Origin of the sequence: Solwaraspora sp. WMMA2065 (assembly GCF_030345075.1) — a bacterium.
GTDB lineage: Bacteria > Actinomycetota > Actinomycetes > Mycobacteriales > Micromonosporaceae > Micromonospora_E.
The window spans coordinates 3,433,593-3,452,349 of the sequence record NZ_CP128361.1; the positions used below are offsets into that span (position 1 = coordinate 3,433,593).

Consider the following 18,757-nt stretch of genomic DNA (forward strand, 5'->3'; position numbering starts at 1 on the left):
GCCACAATGGGCCGTACCTCACCAAGGAGAACATGATGGCCAAGTACCTGCTGCTCAAGCACTACCGGGGCGCGCCGGCGGCGGTCAACGACGTACCGATGGACAAGTGGGAGCCGGCGGAGGTCACGGCCCACATCCAGTACATGAATGACTTCGCCGCCCGGCTGGAGGGCACCGGCGAGTTCGTCGACGGTCAGGCGCTCTCCCCGGAGGGCACCTTCGTCCGCTACGACGGCGAAGGCCGGCCACCGGTCACCGACGGCCCGTTCGCCGAGACCAAGGACCTGATCGCCGGCTGGATGGTGATCGACGTGGAGAACTACGAGCGCGCGATCGAGCTGGCCGGCGAACTGTCCGCAGCTCCCGGTGCCGGTGGCAAGCCGATCCACGAGTGGATCGAGGTGCGGCCGTTCTACGCCGAGCAGCCCTCGGCCACCGAGTGAACGAGTCCCTGCTGCGGGAGCTGGTGCCCGCGGTGATCGGCGTCCTCGTCCGCCGCGGAGCCGACTTCGCGGCGGCCGAGGACGCCGTGCAGGACGCCCTGGTCGAGGCGGTACGCGGATGGCCCGACGACCTGCCGCGCGATCCCAAGGGCTGGCTGGTCACGGTGGCCTGGCGCAGGTTCCTCGACGCCGTCCGCGCCGACACCTCCCGGCGGCGGCGGGAGGAGCTGGTCGACGCCGAGCCCGCGCCCGAGCAGGGGGCGGCGGCGACGGATGACACGCTGGCGCTGTACTTCCTGTGTGCGCACCCGGCCCTGACCCCGGCCTCGGCGGTCGCGCTCACGCTGCGCGCGGTCGGCGGGCTGACCACGCGGCAGATCGCGCAGGCCTACCTGGTGCCGGAGGCGACCATGGCCCAGCGGATCAGCAGGGCCAAACGGACCGTCGCCGGCGTCCGGTTCGACCAGCCCGGTGACGTCGCCACCGTGCTGCGCGTGCTCTACCTGGTCTTCAACGAGGGGTACTCCGGTGACGTGGACCTCGCCGCCGAGGCGATCCGGCTCACCCGCCAACTGGCAGGCATGATCGACAATACGGAGGTCGCCGGCCTGCTGGCGCTGATGCTGCTGCACCACGCCCGGCGTCCGGCCCGCACCGGTCCCGAGGGTCGGCTCGTGCCGCTCGCCGAGCAGGACCGCAGCCGGTGGGACACCGCACTCATCACCGAGGGCGTCGACGTGCTCCAGTCCGCCCTCACCCGCGACCGGCTGGGCGAGTTCCAGGCCCAGGCTGCCATCGCCGCGCTGCACGCCGACGCGCAGACCGCTGAGGAGACCGACTGGGTGCAGATCGTCGAGTGGTACGACGAACTGGTACGCCTCACCGACAACCCGGTGGCACGACTCAACCGGGCCGTCGCGCTCGGCGAGGCCGACGGCGGGCGAGCCGGTCTGGCCGCCCTGGCAGAGCTCGACCCGGCCCTGCCCCGGTACGCCGCCGTTGCGGCACACCTGCACGAGCGCGACGGGGATCCGGCGACCGCGGCACGGCTGTACGCGCAGGCCGCCCGGTCAGCGCCCAACCTGCCCGAACGCGACCACCTCACGCGACAGGCCGCCCGGCTCAACGCGCAGCTGCGAAGTTGACGGTGACCCGCAGTGGCTCCGGCCTTCCCGACGGCCGCCGCAACTGGCAGAGTCTGCTGCGACATGACGATGCTCGACCTCTGCTATGACAGTCTTGACGGCCTTTCCGTCGGTGACGCCCTCGGCGCCCAGTTCTTCGTCCCCGGCACCAGCTCCGCCGCGCTACCTGATGGTGACCCACCGGCCGGGCCGTGGCCGTGGACCGACGACACCGAGATGGCCTGCTCGATCGTCGCCGAGCTGCGCGAGCGCGACGGTATCGACCAGGACCGCCTGGCGGCCCGGTTCGCCGAGCGCTTCGAGCCGTACCGTGGCTACGGTGCCGGCGCGGTGGTCCTGCTACGCCAGATCCGGCAGGGCGTCGCCTGGCGGGACGCCGCAGGTGCGGCGTTCGACGGACAGGGGTCGATGGGCAACGGTGCGGCGATGCGGGTCGCCCCACTCGGCGCCTTCCACGCGGGCGACAACCGTACCGCCGCTCTGCAGGCCTGGCGGTCGGCGGAGGTCACCCACGCCCACCCCGAGGCGATCCTGGGTGCGGTCGCGGTCGCCGTCGCGGCGGCGGAAGCCGGCTGGTCCCGGCTGACCCGGTCCCGGCCCGAGCCGGCCGAGCTGCTCGACGTGGTGCTGGGCCATCTGATCGACGGCCGGCTGATGTCCGGCATCGTCCGGGCCAGGCAGCTGCTGGGGGTCGGCGTCGCCGAGGCGGCGTACGAGTTGGGCAACGGCTCGCAGGTGCTGGCCTTCGACACCGTCCCGTTCGCACTGTGGGTCGCCGCGACCCGGCTCGACGACTACCCGGCGGCGATCCACGCCTGTGTCGAGGCCGGCGGCGACGTCGACACGACCGCGGCGATCGTCGGCGGCGTCGTGGCCGCGTACACCTGCTCCGGACCGGGCGGGATCCCGGCGCGGTGGCTGGCCCGCCGCGAGCCACTCCCCGACCGCGTACGCCGGTGATGGGCCTGCCTGTCACACGGCGAGCAGCGGATCCAACCGCCACGGCGGTCAACCATCTCGTCCTCGTCACCGGCGAGGAGGGTGCCGGCAAATCGACGATTCTGCGGGCGCTGCTCCCCCACACGCCCGGCTGCGCCCGGATCGATGCCGAGGACATCGGGCAGACCAACCCGTGCCCGATGGACGACGGGTTCTTCGATCTGCTCCGCCGCAACGTCGCAACTCTGGTGACGAACTTCTGGGCTGCCGGCTACGTCAATGTCCTCACTGGCAGCTTTCTGCGCGACTACGACGACTACCTCGCGTTCCGTCAACTCCTGCGGCAGCAGACGACCGTGTTCCTGGTCGAGCTGCTGGTCGACCGAGACGTACGCGAACACCGCCGACTCACCCGGGCCAAGCAGACGACGCAGCGGTGGCGCGACCGGGTCGACCTGATCCCGGAGGATCGGACCCTCCGCGAGGCACTCGACCCGGACTACCGCTACATCGGCGTCGACACCAGCGCGTTGAGCGTCGCCGCGACCGTACAGTCGATCATGGATTCGATCCCGGAGATCTACGTCCGGTAGGACGCGTGGGGTTGGCCGCCGTGATCAGGATCCTCGTGCGACGGGTGTAGCGCTGGGCGGTTGTCCGCCGGCGTGGCGGGCGTCGGCCGCGGCGAGCCCGACGCGTAGCGCCTTCTGTGCACCGGGCGGCCAGGGGCCGGAGGCGGCCAGCGGGATCTCGGTCATGAACCGCCGCTCGGTCTCGGGGATCAGCGCGACGACGAGATCCGGGTCCGTTGCCGCTGTCGCGTACAGGTTCGGGCCGTCGGCGTAGAACAGGTCGACGGCGACGAGCCGCCCGTCCACCGTACGCATGACGTTTGTCGGGTTGTGGTCCAACGGCCCGCACCAGGGCAGTTCCCGTCGGGCCCGGTCGTGGATCCGGCGCACGACGTCGACGAGGTCGGCGACGTCCGGATCATGCCTGGCGATCGCCCGGTGGAACGCGACAGCTTCGTCCTGACTCACCGGTCGAAGCCATTCGAGCAGCTGAAGGTCACCTCCGCCGGGCAGACGGCGGTGCGCGAACAGTTCCGGCACCTGCCGGGTGTGCGCGGCCTCACGGTAGAGCGCTGCGGTGTACGGTCCCGTCGGGTCGAACGGGCTGATCCGGGCGGCCATTGTGCCGTCGGGCGAGCGGAGCGCGATGGCCCAGTCGCCAGCGCCAGCGGGCGTCCAGCCGGCGGCACGCAGCGTCTCTTCGGCCTGTCGATGGTTGGCCTGCCGGCCGAGCAGATCGAGCACCGCGTGGTGGGAGGCTGCGTCGGGTGCCGCCACGGTGTCGTGGATAGGTCACCGTAGGCACCGCCGGCGGGTTGTTACCGTCGGCGGGACAGTTGCGTACCGCAGTCACTGGAGGGCGCGTGCCGGGCCGATTCGTGTACTGGATGAACGTGTCCGTGGATATGAAGATCGAGCACGCCCCGGGTGAGAACGGCGGCGGCGACTGGATGCGTATCGGGGAGTCGCTGCACCGGGAGTTCAACGCGCGGGCGCGGGCGCTGTCCCAGATGGTGCAGGGGCGGAAGGTCTACGAGATCATGGAGGCGTTCTGGCCGGGCGCGCGCGACGACGACTCGCTGCCGGACTTCCTACGCGAGTACGGCGAGATCTGGACGTCGGTCCCGAAGGTGCTGGTGTCGCGTACCCGCGTCGACGCCGGACACGACACCCGCGTCGTCGGCCGCGACGGTGACGCCGTGGCGGCGCTCGCCGAGCTACGGGCGCGGGCCGACGGTGACATCGGCATCGGTGGGGCCACCGTCGCCACCCAGTTGCTGCAGGCCGGCCTGCTCGACGAGTTGATGCTCTTCGTCCATCCGGTGGTCCTCGGCGCCGGCCGGCCGTTGTTCGACGGCCACGACTGCCCGGTCGAGCTCGACCTGCTTGAGCACCGCGCCTTCGAGCAGGGCGTCACCCTGCACCGGTACGCCGTTCGAGGCGCCCGCCAACTGGCATGACCTGTGGTTTTGCTGGTCGCCGCAGGTCGGCGACACCTCCGTACCGAAACTTGAATGATTCCAGAAAACGGCCTATCGTGGCCCGGTGACATCCGACCTCGAGGCGCAGTTGAGGGCGGCCTCGTTGCGGGTGACCCGACCGAGGCTGGCAGTCCTCGCGGCGCTACGCGACCGCCCGCACGTCGACACCGACACGGTGCTCGACCTGGTGCGTGCCGACCACCCGACGGTGTCCCACCAGGCGGTCTACGATGTGCTGCGGGTCCTCACCGACGCCGGGCTGGTGCGGCGCATCCAGCCCGCCGGCGCGACCGCCCGCTACGAGCGGCGGGTCGGGGACAACCACCACCACGTCGTCTGCCGCTCCTGCGGCGCGATCGCCGACGTCGACTGCGCCACCGGATCCGCCCCCTGTCTCACCGCCTCCGACGACCACGGTTTCACGGTCGACGAGGCGGAGGTCGTCTACTGGGGCACCTGCCCCGGATGCACGACCGACAACGCCACTTCGTTATCGGCCAATCCGGAAGGGAACTGATGAGCGACACCCAGAACACCGGCCCCACCAGCGCACAGGGTGTGGACAAGATGGCAGCGTCCGGCTGCCCGGTCGCCCACGACTCGGTGACCGCGCACGGCAGCGAGAGCGAGAACCCGGCGATCGACTCACCAACTCCCAAAACGGGCGGGCGGCCGCGTACCAACCGGGACTGGTGGCCCAACCAGCTCGACCTGTCGGTGCTGCACGCCCACTCGCCCAAGGGCAACCCGCTGGGCGCGGACTTCAGCTACGCCAAGGAGTTCGCCACGCTCGACGTCGAGGCCCTCAAGCAGGACATCACCAAGGTTCTCACCACCTCGCAGGACTGGTGGCCGGCCGACTTCGGTCACTACGGCGGGCTGATGATCCGACTCAGCTGGCACGCCGCCGGCACGTACCGGATCGAGGACGGCCGGGGCGGCGCTGGTGACGGCGGGCAGCGCTTCGCCCCGCTCAACAGCTGGCCGGACAACGCCAACCTGGACAAGGCCCGCCGGCTGCTGTGGCCGGTCAAGGCCAAGTACGGCCAGAAGATCTCCTGGGCCGACCTGCTGGTGCTGGCCGGCAACGTCGCCCTGGAGTCGATGGGCTTCAAGACCTTCGGCTTCGCCTTCGGCCGGGAGGACGTCTGGGAGCCGGAGGAGATCTTCTGGGGCCCGGAGGACACCTGGCTGGGTGACGCCCGCTACCTCTCCGAGAAGGAGATGTCGGCTGGAGTCGGCGCGACCGAGATGGGCCTGATCTACGTCAACCCGGAGGGCCCGCGCGGCAACGCGGACCCCCTCGCGGCGGCCCACTTCATCCGGGAGACGTTCGCCCGGATGGCGATGAACGACGAGGAGACCGTCGCCCTCATCGCCGGCGGCCACACCTTCGGCAAGACCCACGGGGCCGGTGACGCCGACGCTCACGTCGGCCCGGAGCCGGAGGGCGCGCCGATTGAGGCGCAGGGCCTGGGCTGGTTGAGCACGCACGGCAGCGGCAAGGGCGGCGACACCATCACCAGCGGCCTGGAGGTCACCTGGACCGACAAGCCGACGCAGTGGAGCAACCGCTTCTTCGAGATCCTGTTCGGGTACGAGTGGGAGCTGACCACCAGCCCCGGTGGGGCCAAGCAGTGGGTGGCCAAGGACGCCGAGGCGATCATCCCGGACGCGCACGACCCGGCGAAGAAGCACAAGCCGACGATGCTCACCACCGACCTGTCGCTGCGCTTCGACCCGACGTACGAGCAGATCTCCCGCCGGTTCCTGGCCAACCCGGACGAGTTCGCACTGGCCTTCGCCAAGGCCTGGTACAAGCTGCTGCACCGCGACATGGGCCCGGTCAGCCGGTTCCTCGGTCCGTGGGTGCCCGAGGCCCAGCTGTGGCAGGACCCGGTGCCGGCCGTCGACCACGAACTGGTCGGCGACGCCGACGTGGCCGCGCTCAAGGCGAAGGTCCTCGACTCCGGGCTGAGCACCGCGCAGCTGGTCAGCACCGCCTGGGCGTCGGCGGCGAGCTTCCGCTCCACCGACAAGCGTGGCGGCGCCAACGGGGCCCGGATCAGGCTCGAACCGCAGCGCAGCTGGGAGGTCAACCAGCCGGAGCAGCTGGCCACGGTGCTCAGCACCCTGGAGGGCGTCCAGCAGGAGTTCAACGCGGCCGGCGGCGCGCAGATCTCGCTCGCCGACCTGATCGTGCTGGCCGGCTCGGCCGCCGTCGAAAAGGCAGCGCACGACGCCGGGGTCAAGGTGACCGTGCCGTTCCACCCGGGCCGCACCGACGCCAGCCAGGAGCAGACCGACGTCGAGTCGTTCGCGGTGATGGAGCCGCGCGCCGACGGGTTCCGTAACTACCTGCGGCCGGGCGAGAAGACCCAGCCGGAGGTCCTGCTGGTCGACCGGGCGTACATGCTCGACCTGTCCGCCCCGGAGATGACCGTGCTCATCGGTGGTCTGCGGGCGCTCGGGGCGAACGTCGGCGGCGCGCAGCACGGCGTGCTCACCGACCGGCCCGGCGTACTCACCAACGACTTCTTCACCAACCTGCTCTCCCCGGGCACCCGGTGGAAGGCGGCGGAGTCCGGCGAGCACGTCTACGAGATCCGCGACCTTGCCACCGACGAGGTGAAGTGGACCGCGACCGCGGTCGACCTGATCTTCGGCTCGAACTCGCAGCTGCGTGCCCTCTCCGAGGTGTACGCCAGCAGCGACGCCGGCGAGAAGTTCGTCGCCGACTTCGTCGCCGCCTGGGTCAAGGTCATGGAGCTGGACCGGTTCGACCTGTCCTGAGCCGGCATGTTCGACAGACGTGGCCCCGCTGGCCGGTACCGGCCAGCGGGGCCACGTCGGGTTCCGGTCCGAGGTCAGCGGGGACACCACTGGTTGGCGTAGCCGTCGACGGCGCCGCAGGACCCGATGCCCTGCGGGTAGGTGAAGAAGCCGGTCGGGTCGTACTTGCGCTTGACCTCGACCAGCCGCGGGTAGTTCCCGCCGTAGTAGGCGTGTCGCCAGTCGGCCAGGTGGGGATCCGGCAAGTTCTGGTACGCCCCCGCCGGAGGGTGGCCGGCGAACACCTCGTCGAAGAACTCGGTCAGCCAGAGTTCGTTGGCGACGGCGACCTCCGGCGGATCGTCGTCTGCCCAGGTCGCCTCGGCGGCCATGATGAAGGTGACGTCGCGGTGCACGAACGCGGTGGCGTCCGGCTGTACCTCGTTCACCTGCCCACCCAGGCAGAACAACGCGATCCCGGCCCCGTCCGGGTTGCGGCTGCCCGGCCACCGGTGCAGGCCGTCGAGCACTGCCTGCAGTTGCCGCCGGTTCAACGACTCGGGCAGCGCCGCCGACTTGACCGCGAACTGCTGCGCCGGGGTGTTCGCCGACAGCAACACGCTCGCCTCGGCCGGCGACACCGCCCGGACGCCGTCCCGGTTGGCTTCACGTTCGGCCGGCGTCCCGACGCGCAGTACCGGCTCGAGGATCTCGGTCAGCTCGTCGACGGTGCCGTAGAACTGGCCGAGCGCGTCGGCGTACACCTGCTGCTCGCCGGCGGCCAGCGTGGTGCCGGCACCGATGCGGCAGTCCAAGCGCCGATCGCTGCGGTAGGCGGTCGCGACGTCCTGCAAGGCCAGCATGGCCGGGGTGACGCTGGCCGCCGACCAGCGGAACCGAAAGAACGACACCAGACCCTGCAGCTGTACGTAGCGGAAGGTGAACGAGGTGTTGACGCCGAAGTTGTTGCCGGCGCCGCCCCGGCAGGCCCAGAACAGGTCCGGATCGTTGGTCTCGTCGCAGGCCGTCACCGTGCCGTCGGCCAGCACCACCTCGGTCGATACCAGCCGGTCACAGGTCAGGCCGAACATCTTGTCGCTGAAGCCGATCCCGCCGCCGAGCACCAGCCCGGCCACACCGACCGTCGGGCACCGTCCGGCGGGGACGAAGACACCCTGGTCGCGCAGGATCGGCAGCAGGTCGGCGTTGACCACGCCGGCCTGCACGGTGATGGTGCCGGCATCGTCGGTGACCTCGACCGACCCGTACCGCCGCGGCGGTGCCGGCCAACGGTTCGGCGTGACCTCGATCCCCCGCAGCCGGCTCATCACCATCAGCAGGCCGGTCGTGGTGGAGTAGCCGGCGTAGTTGTGGCCGAGGCTGGACCGGGGCACCAGCGGCATCCCGACATCATGTGCCCAGCTGACTGCCACCGCGACGTCGTCGGGTGTGCCGGGTGTCAGGATCGCGGCTGGTTGCACGTTGGCGTACCGGTGGTTGTACGGGATGCTGAGTGCCTCGTAGCTCGCCCCGCCGGGGCGGTACAGGGTGGCATCCGCCGACAGCTGCCCCTGCAGCTCGACCCACTGCCGGTCCGGCAGATCCCGCCACGGACGATCGTCCCGGCCAGCGCCGGGCCCGATGTCCGGGTCCTGGGGCCTGACCTGCGTCGGTTGTTCGGCCGGGGTACGCGTCGGCTCCTCGGCCGGCGTCGGTACGGCCGTGGCTGGTCGCCCGATCAGACCGACCGCTGGGACCAGCCCGGCGACCGCGCCTGCCCGCAACGCCGTACGTCTGCTCACCATCGTCCGTGCTCCCCCGCTGGCACCGTCCGGATCAGCCGGTCGGTTCCGCCCCGGCCACCGCACCGACCCTGCCACCGGTCAGGCGCCGCTCAGGTCCCTCAGGCACACGTCACCCATCCGGCGTACACCGGTTCTGGGTCATCGTGTCGGCGCGGCGGGCTGAGGGTGGTGCACCCTAGCTGGCGCGATAGGGTGCACCACCTTCGACCCGCCGCGTGACACGACGTCCCGACGGACGGCGGCGCGGCGTCAGGTGTCCTCGCGGAGCACGAGTACGCCGTACCGGTCCAGGCGCAGCGGCGCACCGGCGGTGACCCGTTCCCCGGTCAGCAGGTCGACCCCGGCGGCACAGGCCGGCAGCTCCACTTGCTCCTCGCCGTGGTTGAGCAGGAACCGGATCCGGGTGCCGTCCGGCGCGACCCGTACCGCCGACTCCAGATCCGGCACGTGTGCGTACGGGCCGAGCAGTCCGTGCCGGTCCAGGATTCGGCGTACCACCCAGAAAACCCCCGCCAGGTCGAGCCCGGCGGCGACGTACCACCCCTCGCCGGCGCCGAACCGGTTGCGGGTGACCGCCGGCGTGCCGGCGTAGAAGTCGGCCTGGTAGGTGCCGATCACCTCGGCGCCCTGCGGGATGACCAGCTCGAACAGCAGCGTGGCGGCGGAGACGACCGACCGGGCACCGTCCGCCGCCAGGGTGACCGGGTTGACCACGTCGGCCTCCCGGGCGTCCCATTCGTCGATCCGGATCCCCATCAGTTGGGCCAGCGGCCCCGGCACATCGGCCAGGAACGCCTGATCGTTCTCGTCGACCCGCCCGGAGAGATACGTTGCCAGCACGGTGCCACCCCGCTGGGCGACCCCCTCCAGGCGGGCGGCGAGATCGTCTTTGACCATGTGCAGAGCCGGGGCCACCACGACGTCGTAGCCGGTCAGCTCGGCGGTCACCGGCGCCACGTCGACGTCCACCCCCGCGTCCCACAGTGCCCGGTGATAGGCGAGCACCACCTGCTGGTAGCGGACCAGCCGGGACGGACCGTCGGAAATCTCCAACGCCCACCAGCTGTCCCAGTCGAAAAGCACCGCCACCCGGGCCGGGGTGCGGGCACCGAGCGTCACGCCGCCGAGCTGCGCCAGCTCCGCACCCAGCTCAGCGACCTCGGTGAAGACCCGGGTGTCGGATCGGCCGGCGTGGCCGATGACCGCCCCGTGGTACTTCTCGCTGGCCCCCCGGCCGGCGCGCATCTGGAAGAACAGCACCGCGTCGGCGCCGTGCGCCACCGCCTGCCAGCTCCACAGCCGCATGACGCCGGGCCGTTTCAGCGGGTTGACGTCGCGGCAGGCGGTGACGCTCGGCGTCTGCTCCATCAGCCAGAACGGCTGGCCGCCTTTCAACCCGCGGATCAGATCGTGGGTGAACGCCATCCGGGCCGCCGACCGGTCGTCGGGTGGGTAGTTGTCCCAGGAGGCGAAGTCGAGATGCTCGGCCCACCGGTGGTAGTCGATCGGCCGGTACATGCCCATGAAGTTGGTGGTCACCGGGGTGTCCGGGCTGGACTCGCGGATCGCCGCCTTCTCGTCGACGAAGTTCGCCAGCATCGCGTCCGACATGAACCGCAAATAGTCGAGGGTGATGCCCTGGAACGCGGTGTGGTCGGGCCCGCGCCAGTGTTCGGTCAACGCCGACGGCGGCTCGATCTGCCCCCACTCGGTGAAGGTGTGCGACCAGAAGGTGGTGTACCAGGCGGCGTTGAGCGCGTCGAGGCTGCCGTACCGCTCGCGCAGCCAGAGCCGGAAGTTGGCGGCGCACAGCTCGCAGTAGCAGGCACCGCCGTACTCGTTGTTGACGTGCCAGGCGACCAGGCCGGGGGTGCGCGCGTAGCGATGCGCGACCCGCCGGGCCAGCTCCGTGGCGAGTCGGCGGTACGTCGGTGAGCTGGGGCAGGAGTTGTGCCGTTGGCCGAACCGGTGCCGGCGGCCCTCGAAGTCGACGCGGGTGACGTCGGGATGGGCACGGGCTATCCAGGCCGGATGCGCTCCGGTGCCGGTGGCCAGGCAGATCTGCCGGCCCTCGGTGACCGCCCGCTCGACGATGCGGTCCAGGGTGGAGAAGTCGTAGACACCGGGACCGGGCTGGGTCAGCCCCCAGGTGAAGACGCCGACCGTGACGGTGTCGATCCGGGCCGCGTCGAACAGCCGGTAGTCGTCCTTCCAGACGTCCTCGGGCCACTGCTCCGGGTTGTAGTCCCCGCCGTACGGGATCTTCGCGACGTCGGGCAGCGTCACCTGGTGAACTCCTTCTCGATCGCCGTGATCATCGATCGGCTGGTGCGCAGCAGCAGCAACGCCAGCACCGAGCCGGCCAGCGCCAGCACCGCCTCGGAGGCGTACGCGGTAATTCCGGCCGCCACGACCCCGAGCGCCAGCACTCCGAGGGAGGTGCCGGGCGTACGGGTCAGGAAGTGCGCGGCGAGCCGGGCCACGTCGCGGGCGCGGAACGCGAACAGCGAGGTGATCACCAGCGCGATGCCACCCCAGACGGTCGCCGCGACCGCGACGAGGACCAGCAGCGCCGCCCACCAGCGCGGCACCCCGGCCGCGTCGAAGTAGGCCAGGTTGACTGCGACGATGGTCAGCCCGGCCAGCAGCGGCAGCCAGATCCGCAGCACCCCGCCGAGGTTGGCCCGGTAGCCGCGCCGGAAGTCGACGGCCGGGTTCAGGTCGGTGATGTCGGGACGGTGCCGGGCGATGGCGTACAGGCCGGCGGACAGCGCCGGGCCGACCGGGACGGCGCAGGCGGCGTAGAGCGCAATGTTGCTGGAGTCCCGGGCCAGCAGCAGCGCGGGCACCAGACCGGGCAGTACGCCGGCGAGCAGCAGCAGCTCGACGACGGTCAGCCGGTAGACTATCGCCGCGACCCGCGACAGCGGGCCGGTGCCGAACTGCCGCTGCGCGGCGCCGAGGTCACTCATCGCGGCCGCCCTGCCCGAGCAGCCGCCGATCGTCGCACCACGGCGGCGTCTCGTCGACCACCGGGGTGATCTCGACCAGGGTGACCTCGTGCCGGGTCAGGGTCAGGTCGACGTCGACCCGGCCGTCGACGACCGGCAGCGAGCGGTGGGTGCGGGCCGGTTCGGCGGCGGTACGCAGCGCGTCGAGCTGCGCCGGCCGGGGTGAGCGGGGGCGGCCGAGCTCGCACCAGGCCCGCCAGGCGTTGCCGGCGTCGTCGCTGACCGACGAGCGCAGCAGGAACACCGAGCCGGCTGGTGCGGTGGCCGGGACAGACAGGTCGACGGTGTGCCGGTCCGGTGCCGCCGTGACGTCGGCGACGTCGACCGGCGCCCAGGCCAGCACGGTGACCCGGCCGGTGTCGTCGTCGCGGGTGATCAGGTGGTCGGCGCCCCGGGCGAGCACCTGACGGCCCATCCGGGCCATGAACGCGTACAGGTGGTAGGTGGGTTTTCTGATCTGCCTATGGGTGAGCAGACCGAAGCCGCCGTGGAAGATCGCGGCCGGGATGCCGACCTCCTCGAAGACGTCGCTGAACGTCCAGTAGGAGAACGAGTCGACCAGGTCGCCGCCGGCCGCGACGACCGGGGCCAGGTAGGCGGCGTGGAACGCGGTGTCGTGGACCGGGTTGTCCGGCCGGTAGGAGGAGTTGAACTCGGTGATGTGCACCGGCAGGTCGGCCAGGGCGGTGCCGGCCAGGTGTTTACGCGGGCTGGCGAACTGTTCCAGCAGGTGGCCGGCGGGCATCAGGGTCTGGTAGGTGCCGAACGGCACGTGCTGGGCCGGCCCCGAGGTGTACGCGTGCCGGCTGACGAAGTCGATCGGCACATCGCGGTCGGTGACGTACTCGGCGAACGGCACCAGCCACTCGTCAGCACCGGGTGAGATCGCCGGCCCGCCGACCTGCAGGTCGGCGTCGACCTCCTTGACGGCGTGCGCGGTCACCTCGTACAGCCGGTGGTAGGCGGCCTGGTCGGCGCCTTGCCAGAAGATGTCCAGGTTGGGTTCGTTCCACACCTCGATCGGCCAGCTGCGGACCTGCGCCAGGCCGTACCGGTCGACGAGGTTGCCGATCGTGGCCCGGACCAGGTCGGCCCACTCGGACTCGCAGCGGGGCGGGGTGACGTTGCCGCGCCACCAGAAGACGGTCTGGTCGCCGGAGGCGAGTGCTCCGGGCATGAAGCCGAGCTCGATGAAGGGGGCGATGCCGAGGTCGAGGTAGGTGTCGACGATCTGGTCGGCGTAGGTGAACGAGTGGTGCACGCCGCGTCGGCCGGCGTGTTCGTACGGTCGGTGGATGCCGACGCCGTCGCTGAGCAGCCCGTGCCCCCGGATGTAGCGGAAGCCGATCTCCCGTTGGACCAGCGCCAGGGACTCCTGGTAGTCGCTGCGCAGCGCGAGGTCGAGCCGGCCGGTGCCGACGCAGGCCCGCCAGGCGTCTGGCAGGGTGCCGGTGCCCTGCTGCGGTACGGCGATCCGGGTCATCTCTGCTCCGCTCCTCATGATGGTGCCGGCTGTGCCGGTCACGTCCCTGCCACGGACGCGACCGGCACCCCCCAGGTGGTCAGCCGTGCTCTTCCTGGTATCGCTGGTACGCCCCGTTGACCAGGTCGATGTACTGCTGGGCGTTCTTGCCCTCGACCTCGGCGACGTAGGCGTCCCATTCGGACAGGTCACGCTGGCCGAGGATGAACTGCAGGGTCTGCTGCTGGACGTAGTCCTTCAACGGGGTCTCCCACAGGGTGGCCTGCTCGCGCTCCTCCCCGCTGAACGGCCTCGGCGGCGAGACCGGCAGGGTCTCCTTCTGCCCCATCGCCTCCTGGAACTTCAGCTCCTCTTCGGAGAAGGTCGACTGCAGCAGTTCGGTGGTGCCGCCGTAGGCGAACACCCCGTTGCTGAAGCCGAAGTCCTTCTGCAGGTGCTTGCTGGCGTCGGGGTTGATTCCGATGAAGTCGATGTCGGAGTCGAGGACCCACTTGTCGGCGGCGTCCTTGGTGTAGGTGACGCCTTCGACTCCCCACTTGGCGAACTCCTGGCCTTCGTCGGAGTACCAGAGCCAGTCGATGAACTGCATCATCGCGACGAAGTTCTCGCTCTCCCGCGCCTTGCTGGAGATCATGATTCCGTTCTCCAGGCGGGAGCCGGCCTTGACCGAGCCGACCGGGCTGTCCGGCCGGGTGATCTTGGCGATGGTGGCGTTCGGGTTGTTCTGTGCCAGCGCCGGCCGGTAGTCGTTGACCAGGGTCTGCGCATTGGTGCTGATGACGAACGACTTGCCGGTGGCGAGCTTCTGGATCGCGGTGTCGTCGTCCTGGGTCAGGCTCTCCGGGTCGAAGAGACCCTCGGCGACCAGCGAGTGCAGGAACTCCACCATCTCCTTGTACTCCGGCATCGTGCCGGTGAAGACGAACTCCTGGGCCTGCCGGTTGAACGAGGCGTTCTGGTAACCCCAGCCGCCCATCGTGTCGTAGCCGTACGACGGGCCGATGATGTTCTGCAGCGCGCCCAGCGGGGTGGGGATGCTCCACCGGTCCGACATCGGGTAGACCTCCGGGTACGCGGCCTTCATCGCCCGCAGCATGTCCCGGAACTCGTCCCAGGTGGCCGGCTCCTCGAGGCCGAGCTCGGCGAGGATGTCGGTGCGTACGGCGATGGTGTAGTCGGTCCAGACGTCCTCGTGCAGACCGGGCAGCAGGTAGTACTTGCCGTCCTGCTGGCGCAGCGAGTCGATGTCACCCTGCAGGTTCCACTTGGCGACCTTGTCCTGGAAGTGCGGCATCAGGTCGACGTAGTCGCTGATCGGCAGGATCGCTCCGCTGGAGACGTACGCCGATTCCTGGCCGGGGTAGGTCTTCGGGATGATGAACGGCGCGTCGCCGGCGCCGATCAGCAGGCCTCGCTTCTGCTCGTAGTCGCTCAGCGGCACCTCGACCGTTTCGAGCGACACGTTGGTGCGCTCGGTCAGTTCGTCCCAGAACATCCACTCCTTGTCGATCTGATAGTTGGGGTGGTTGTTGTAGAGCAGCGAGAAGCTCAGCGCCTCGGTGGCGGTGAACTGGTCACCGAGGCCGTAGCTCTCCATGGCTCCGACCCTGTTGCCGTCCAGGTCCGCTGTCTCGGTGTCGCCGTCGCTGCCACAGGCGGCGATACCGAGTGTGAGGGCAAGGACGCCGGCGGCGACCGCTGCGTGGCGGTGCCGAGATCGTTGGAACATCGGACTTCCTTTCGTGTGCGGAAGGCATTCAGTCGAATGGGGCGGACCTGTCCGCAGCGCTACCCCTTGACCGCGCCGAGCATGATGCCCGACACGAAGTAACGCTGAATGAATGGATAGACCATGATGATCGGTAGTACGGTCAGGATGATGGTGACGGCCTGGATGTTCGCGGCTGCCTGGGCGAGGCTGTCGCTGCTGCTTCCGGTGGAGGTCGCGGTGGTTGCCCCGGCGATCAGATTGCGCAGGTAGACGGTCACCGGAAAGAGTTCGGAGCGGTCCATGTAGAGGAACGCGGTGAACCACGAGTTCCAGAACGAGACCGCATAGAAGAGCACCATCGTGGCGATGATCGCCTTTGACAGCGGGATGACGATGCGCCAGAGGATGCCGTACGTGTTGAGCCCGTCGACGGCGGCAGCTTCCTCCAACTCGGTTGGCAGGCTTTCGAAGAAGGCCTTCATGACCAGCAGGTTGAACACGTTGATCGCGTTCGGCAGCACGATCGCCCAGATGCTGTTCTTCAGCCCGAGGCTGGTGATCAGCACGTAGTTGGGGATCAGGCCACCGGAGAAGAACATGGTGAAGACGGCGATACCGACCAGCGCGCCCCGACCCTTCAGATCCTTTTTGGACAGAACGTAGGCGTAGCAGGTGGTTAGCACGATTGAGATGACGGTGGCGGTGACCGTGTAGACGATGGTGTTACGGTAGTTGGTCCAGAACATCGAGTCGGACATCACCAACCGGTAGGTGTCCAGGTTGAACCCGCGCGGGATAATGTTGACCTGGCCGGATCGGATGTAGCCCTCGTCGCTGAGCGATCGGGCGACGATGTTGGCGAACGGGTAGAGCGTGACGATCACGACGCCGGTCAGGATGATGCCGTTGACCGCCCGGAAGATCTGGTAGCCGCGGGTGTCGTCGGGCCGTCGGGGGCGGCGTCGGGTCGGTTGGAACAGCTTGCGGGAGGCGTCGACGGTCACCACAGGCTTGTCCCCACCGTGCGACGGGCGATCAGGTTGGCGGACAGCACCAGGGTCAGCCCGATCAGCGCCTCGAACAGGCCGATGGCGGCGGCGTAGCTGAAGTTGCTGGAAACGACACCCATCCGGTAGAGGTACGTCGATATGACGTCGGCGGTGGGGTAGGTCAGCGGGTTGTACAGCAGCAGGATCTTCTCGAAGCCGACCGCCATGAAGGTGCCGATGTTGAGGATCAGCAGGGTGATCATGGTGGGCCGGATGCCGGGCAGCGTCACGTGCCAGGTCTGCCGCCACCGGTTCGCCCCGTCGATCCGGGCCGCCTCGTAGAGGTCCTCGTCGATCGTGGTGAGGGCGGCCAGGTAGAGGATCGTCCCCCAGCCGACGGTCTGCCACACCTCGGAGGAGACGTAGATGGTGCGGAACCAGCCCGGCTGCTGCAGGAACGGGATCGCGTCACCGCCGAACGCCCGGATGATCGAGTTGACCGTGCCGTCGACCGAGAGGATCTGCATCACCATCGCCGCGACGATCACGATCGACAGGAAGTGCGGCAGGTAGGACACCGACTGGACGAACCGCTTCACCCGGCGGGCGCGGACCTCGTTGAGCAGCAGGGCCAGCACGATCGGCAGTGGAAACACCACGACCAGGGTGAGCGTGCCGAGGATCAGGGTGTTGGTGAAGACCTGCCAGAACGTGGGGTCGGCGAGGAACATCCGGACGTAGCGCAGGCCGACCCAGTACTCACCGAAGACGCTGCCGCCGGGCTGGAACCGGCGGAACGCGATGACGTTTCCCAGCATCGGCAGATAGCGGAAGATCAGGAAGAAGACCAGCGGCAGGACGACCAGTGAGTAGAGCTGCCAGTCGCGGCGCAGCGCCCGCCGCCAGGTACGGGTCCGACTCCGGCCGCGTCGCGGTAGGTCGCCGACCGGCGGCAAGGGCACCTGCGCCTGCGGCGACGCATCGACCGTGCTGGGTGTGCTCATCCCAGTTGCCACCCCTCACGTCCGGCCCGCCACCGGCCCCCTGCCGGCAGCAGGGAACGCCTCGCGGGACACGTTCCTCGAAACTTTCGGAAATATGTGCGTTACCTTGCGGGGAACCTAAACTCCCCGGCATGGTGTGTCAAGGGTCACTGAACCGGACCTTCAACTGCATAGAGTGCGCTTGACGACGCCCAGATGTCACCAAAGCCCTACTCATCGCCACCCCTGACACACACTGACCCCGGGTTACCAGCAGGTTCAGCACCGGAAGTTTCGGTTACCTTACGTGAGGTACGCATGACAGAAGCGCCGCCGCTGCCCCCAGCACCGTCGACTCCCACACCCGTCCCGACCACCGACCCGCCGTCTCCGACGACCATCGCCACCATCGCCGACGAGGTCGGCGTCTCGATCACCACCGTATCCAAGGTTCTCAATGGTAAGGCAGACGTGGCGCCGCAGACCCGGGCCCGGGTGGAGGCCAGCCTGGCCCGGCACCAGTACCGGCGGCGGGCCCGACGCCCGCCGATCCGGCACGACCAGATCGACCTGGTCTTCCACGAGTTCGACTCACTCTGGGCGATGGAAATCATCCACGGGGTGGAGACCATCGCCAGCGCCGCCGGCATCGGTCTCAACCTGACCCAGCTCGGCGGCCGGCACAGCCCGTCGGAGGACTGGCTCGACGGCGCGGTGGTCCGGCGCCCGCTCGGCGTGCTCTTCGTCCTGTGCCACCTCACCGAGCGGCAGCAGGAACTACTCGCCCGCCAGCTCATTCCCTTCGTGGTGATCGACACCGACAGCGCCACGTCGGCGTCAGTGCCGACCGTCGGATCCAACAACTGGAACGGCGGGCTGATCGCCACCCGGCACCTGCTGCAGCTCGGGCATCGACGGATCGCCATCATCTCCGGGCCACGGGACGTACTGTGCGCTCAGGCCCGTACCGCCGGATTCCGGTCGGCCCACGACGAGGCCGGCCTGCCGGTCGCGGCCGACCTTGTCCGGCACGGCGACTTCTACGTCGACGCCGGCTTCGCCCACGGGATGGCACTGCTGGACCGCCCGGACCGGCCGACCGCGATCTTCGCCGGATCCGACATGCAGGCGCTGGGCGTGCTCCGGGCAGCCCGCCAACTCGGCCTGGATGTCCCACACGACCTGTCGGTGATCGGGTACGACAATGTGCCGGTCGCCGCCTGGACGGTGCCCGCGCTGACCACCGTCAACCAGCCGCTGCGCGACATGGCCGGCACCGCCGCGCAGATGTTGCTGGACCTGGCCCGCGGTGCCGAGTTGTCGACCAGCCGCATTGACCTGGTCACCGAGTTGGTGATCCGGGAGAGTACCGCCCCGCCACCGCCTGCCTGAGCATTTGTCCACCGTGCATCTGTCTCCTGGG

16 protein-coding genes are annotated in these 18,757 nt (G+C 69.5%); 8 read left to right on the forward strand and 8 right to left on the reverse strand.

Going from position 1 to position 18,757, the window contains the following annotated elements:
• The first annotated feature begins 35 nt into the window (after positions 1–35).
• The 4 genes from O7610_RS15485 to O7610_RS15500 all read left to right on the forward strand — a co-directional run bounded on the left by O7610_RS15485 (position 36) and on the right by O7610_RS15500 (position 3,120).
• Entirely contained in the window at positions 36–443 is a 408-nt protein-coding gene (locus O7610_RS15485; RefSeq protein ID WP_289213632.1) for a YciI family protein, read from the forward strand.
• Positions 440–1,588, forward strand: coding sequence for an RNA polymerase sigma factor (locus O7610_RS15490; protein ID WP_281551444.1), 1,149 nt, complete (start codon positions 440–442; stop codon positions 1,586–1,588). The genes O7610_RS15485 and O7610_RS15490 overlap by 4 nt, the downstream gene beginning before the upstream one ends.
• A gap of 63 nt (positions 1,589–1,651) precedes the next feature.
• Complete coding sequence (locus O7610_RS15495) at positions 1,652–2,548, forward strand: ADP-ribosylglycohydrolase family protein (protein WP_289211232.1); 897 nt, start codon at positions 1,652–1,654, stop codon at positions 2,546–2,548.
• Entirely contained in the window at positions 2,548–3,120 is a 573-nt protein-coding gene (locus O7610_RS15500; protein ID WP_289211233.1) for a hypothetical protein, read from the forward strand. Before O7610_RS15495 ends, O7610_RS15500 begins: the two co-directional genes overlap by 1 nt.
• A 24-nt stretch (positions 3,121–3,144) precedes the next feature.
• Here O7610_RS15500 and O7610_RS15505 read toward each other — a convergent pair whose 3' ends face one another.
• Positions 3,145–3,876 (reverse strand): hypothetical protein, encoded by a 732-nt coding sequence (locus tag O7610_RS15505; RefSeq protein ID WP_289211234.1) that lies wholly within the window; start codon positions 3,874–3,876, stop codon positions 3,145–3,147.
• A 122-nt stretch (positions 3,877–3,998) separates the two neighbouring features.
• Between O7610_RS15505 and O7610_RS15510 the strand changes: the two genes are divergently transcribed.
• The 3 genes from O7610_RS15510 (at position 3,999) to katG (ending at position 7,373) form a co-directional block, all read left to right on the forward strand.
• Complete coding sequence (locus tag O7610_RS15510) at positions 3,999–4,559, forward strand: dihydrofolate reductase family protein (RefSeq protein WP_289211235.1); 561 nt, start codon at positions 3,999–4,001, stop codon at positions 4,557–4,559.
• A gap of 85 nt (positions 4,560–4,644) precedes the next feature.
• Complete coding sequence (locus O7610_RS15515) at positions 4,645–5,097, forward strand: Fur family transcriptional regulator (protein ID WP_281551449.1); 453 nt, start codon at positions 4,645–4,647, stop codon at positions 5,095–5,097.
• Complete coding sequence (gene katG, locus O7610_RS15520) at positions 5,097–7,373, forward strand: catalase/peroxidase HPI (RefSeq protein ID WP_281551450.1); 2,277 nt, start codon at positions 5,097–5,099, stop codon at positions 7,371–7,373. Before O7610_RS15515 ends, katG begins: the two co-directional genes overlap by 1 nt.
• A gap of 74 nt (positions 7,374–7,447) precedes the next feature.
• On the opposite strand, the gene O7610_RS15525 is transcribed toward katG, so the two are convergent.
• From O7610_RS15525 to O7610_RS15555, 7 genes are all read right to left on the reverse strand, one after another.
• Positions 7,448–9,157, reverse strand: a complete 1,710-nt coding sequence (locus O7610_RS15525; protein WP_289211236.1) for an FAD-binding oxidoreductase — start codon at positions 9,155–9,157, stop codon at positions 7,448–7,450.
• A 249-nt stretch (positions 9,158–9,406) separates the two neighbouring features.
• Positions 9,407–11,443 (reverse strand): beta-galactosidase, encoded by a 2,037-nt coding sequence (locus O7610_RS15530; protein ID WP_289211237.1) that lies wholly within the window; start codon positions 11,441–11,443, stop codon positions 9,407–9,409.
• Positions 11,440–12,129, reverse strand: coding sequence for a hypothetical protein (locus O7610_RS15535; RefSeq protein WP_289211238.1), 690 nt, complete (start codon positions 12,127–12,129; stop codon positions 11,440–11,442). Before O7610_RS15535 ends, O7610_RS15530 begins: the two co-directional genes overlap by 4 nt.
• Complete coding sequence (locus O7610_RS15540) at positions 12,122–13,651, reverse strand: GH39 family glycosyl hydrolase (RefSeq protein WP_289211239.1); 1,530 nt, start codon at positions 13,649–13,651, stop codon at positions 12,122–12,124. The genes O7610_RS15535 and O7610_RS15540 overlap by 8 nt, the downstream gene beginning before the upstream one ends.
• Positions 13,652–13,730: 79 nt before the next feature.
• Positions 13,731–15,380 carry an ABC transporter substrate-binding protein gene (locus O7610_RS15545; protein WP_281551455.1) on the reverse strand — a complete coding sequence of 550 codons (1,650 nt, stop codon included), beginning with the start codon at positions 15,378–15,380 and terminating at the stop codon, positions 13,731–13,733.
• A gap of 59 nt (positions 15,381–15,439) precedes the next feature.
• Positions 15,440–16,366: a carbohydrate ABC transporter permease gene (locus O7610_RS15550; RefSeq protein WP_281551457.1), complete on the reverse strand. Its 927-nt coding sequence runs from the start codon at positions 16,364–16,366 to the stop codon at positions 15,440–15,442.
• Positions 16,363–17,355, reverse strand: a complete 993-nt coding sequence (locus O7610_RS15555; protein ID WP_281551458.1) for an ABC transporter permease — start codon at positions 17,353–17,355, stop codon at positions 16,363–16,365. The genes O7610_RS15550 and O7610_RS15555 overlap by 4 nt, the downstream gene beginning before the upstream one ends.
• 297 nt (positions 17,356–17,652) lie before the next feature.
• Here O7610_RS15555 and O7610_RS15560 point away from each other — a divergent pair, with 297 nt between their 5' ends.
• On the forward strand, positions 17,653–18,726 hold the full coding sequence (locus O7610_RS15560; RefSeq protein WP_289211240.1) for a LacI family DNA-binding transcriptional regulator: 1,074 nt from the start codon (positions 17,653–17,655) through the stop codon (positions 18,724–18,726).
• Positions 18,727–18,757 lie beyond the last annotated feature (31 nt).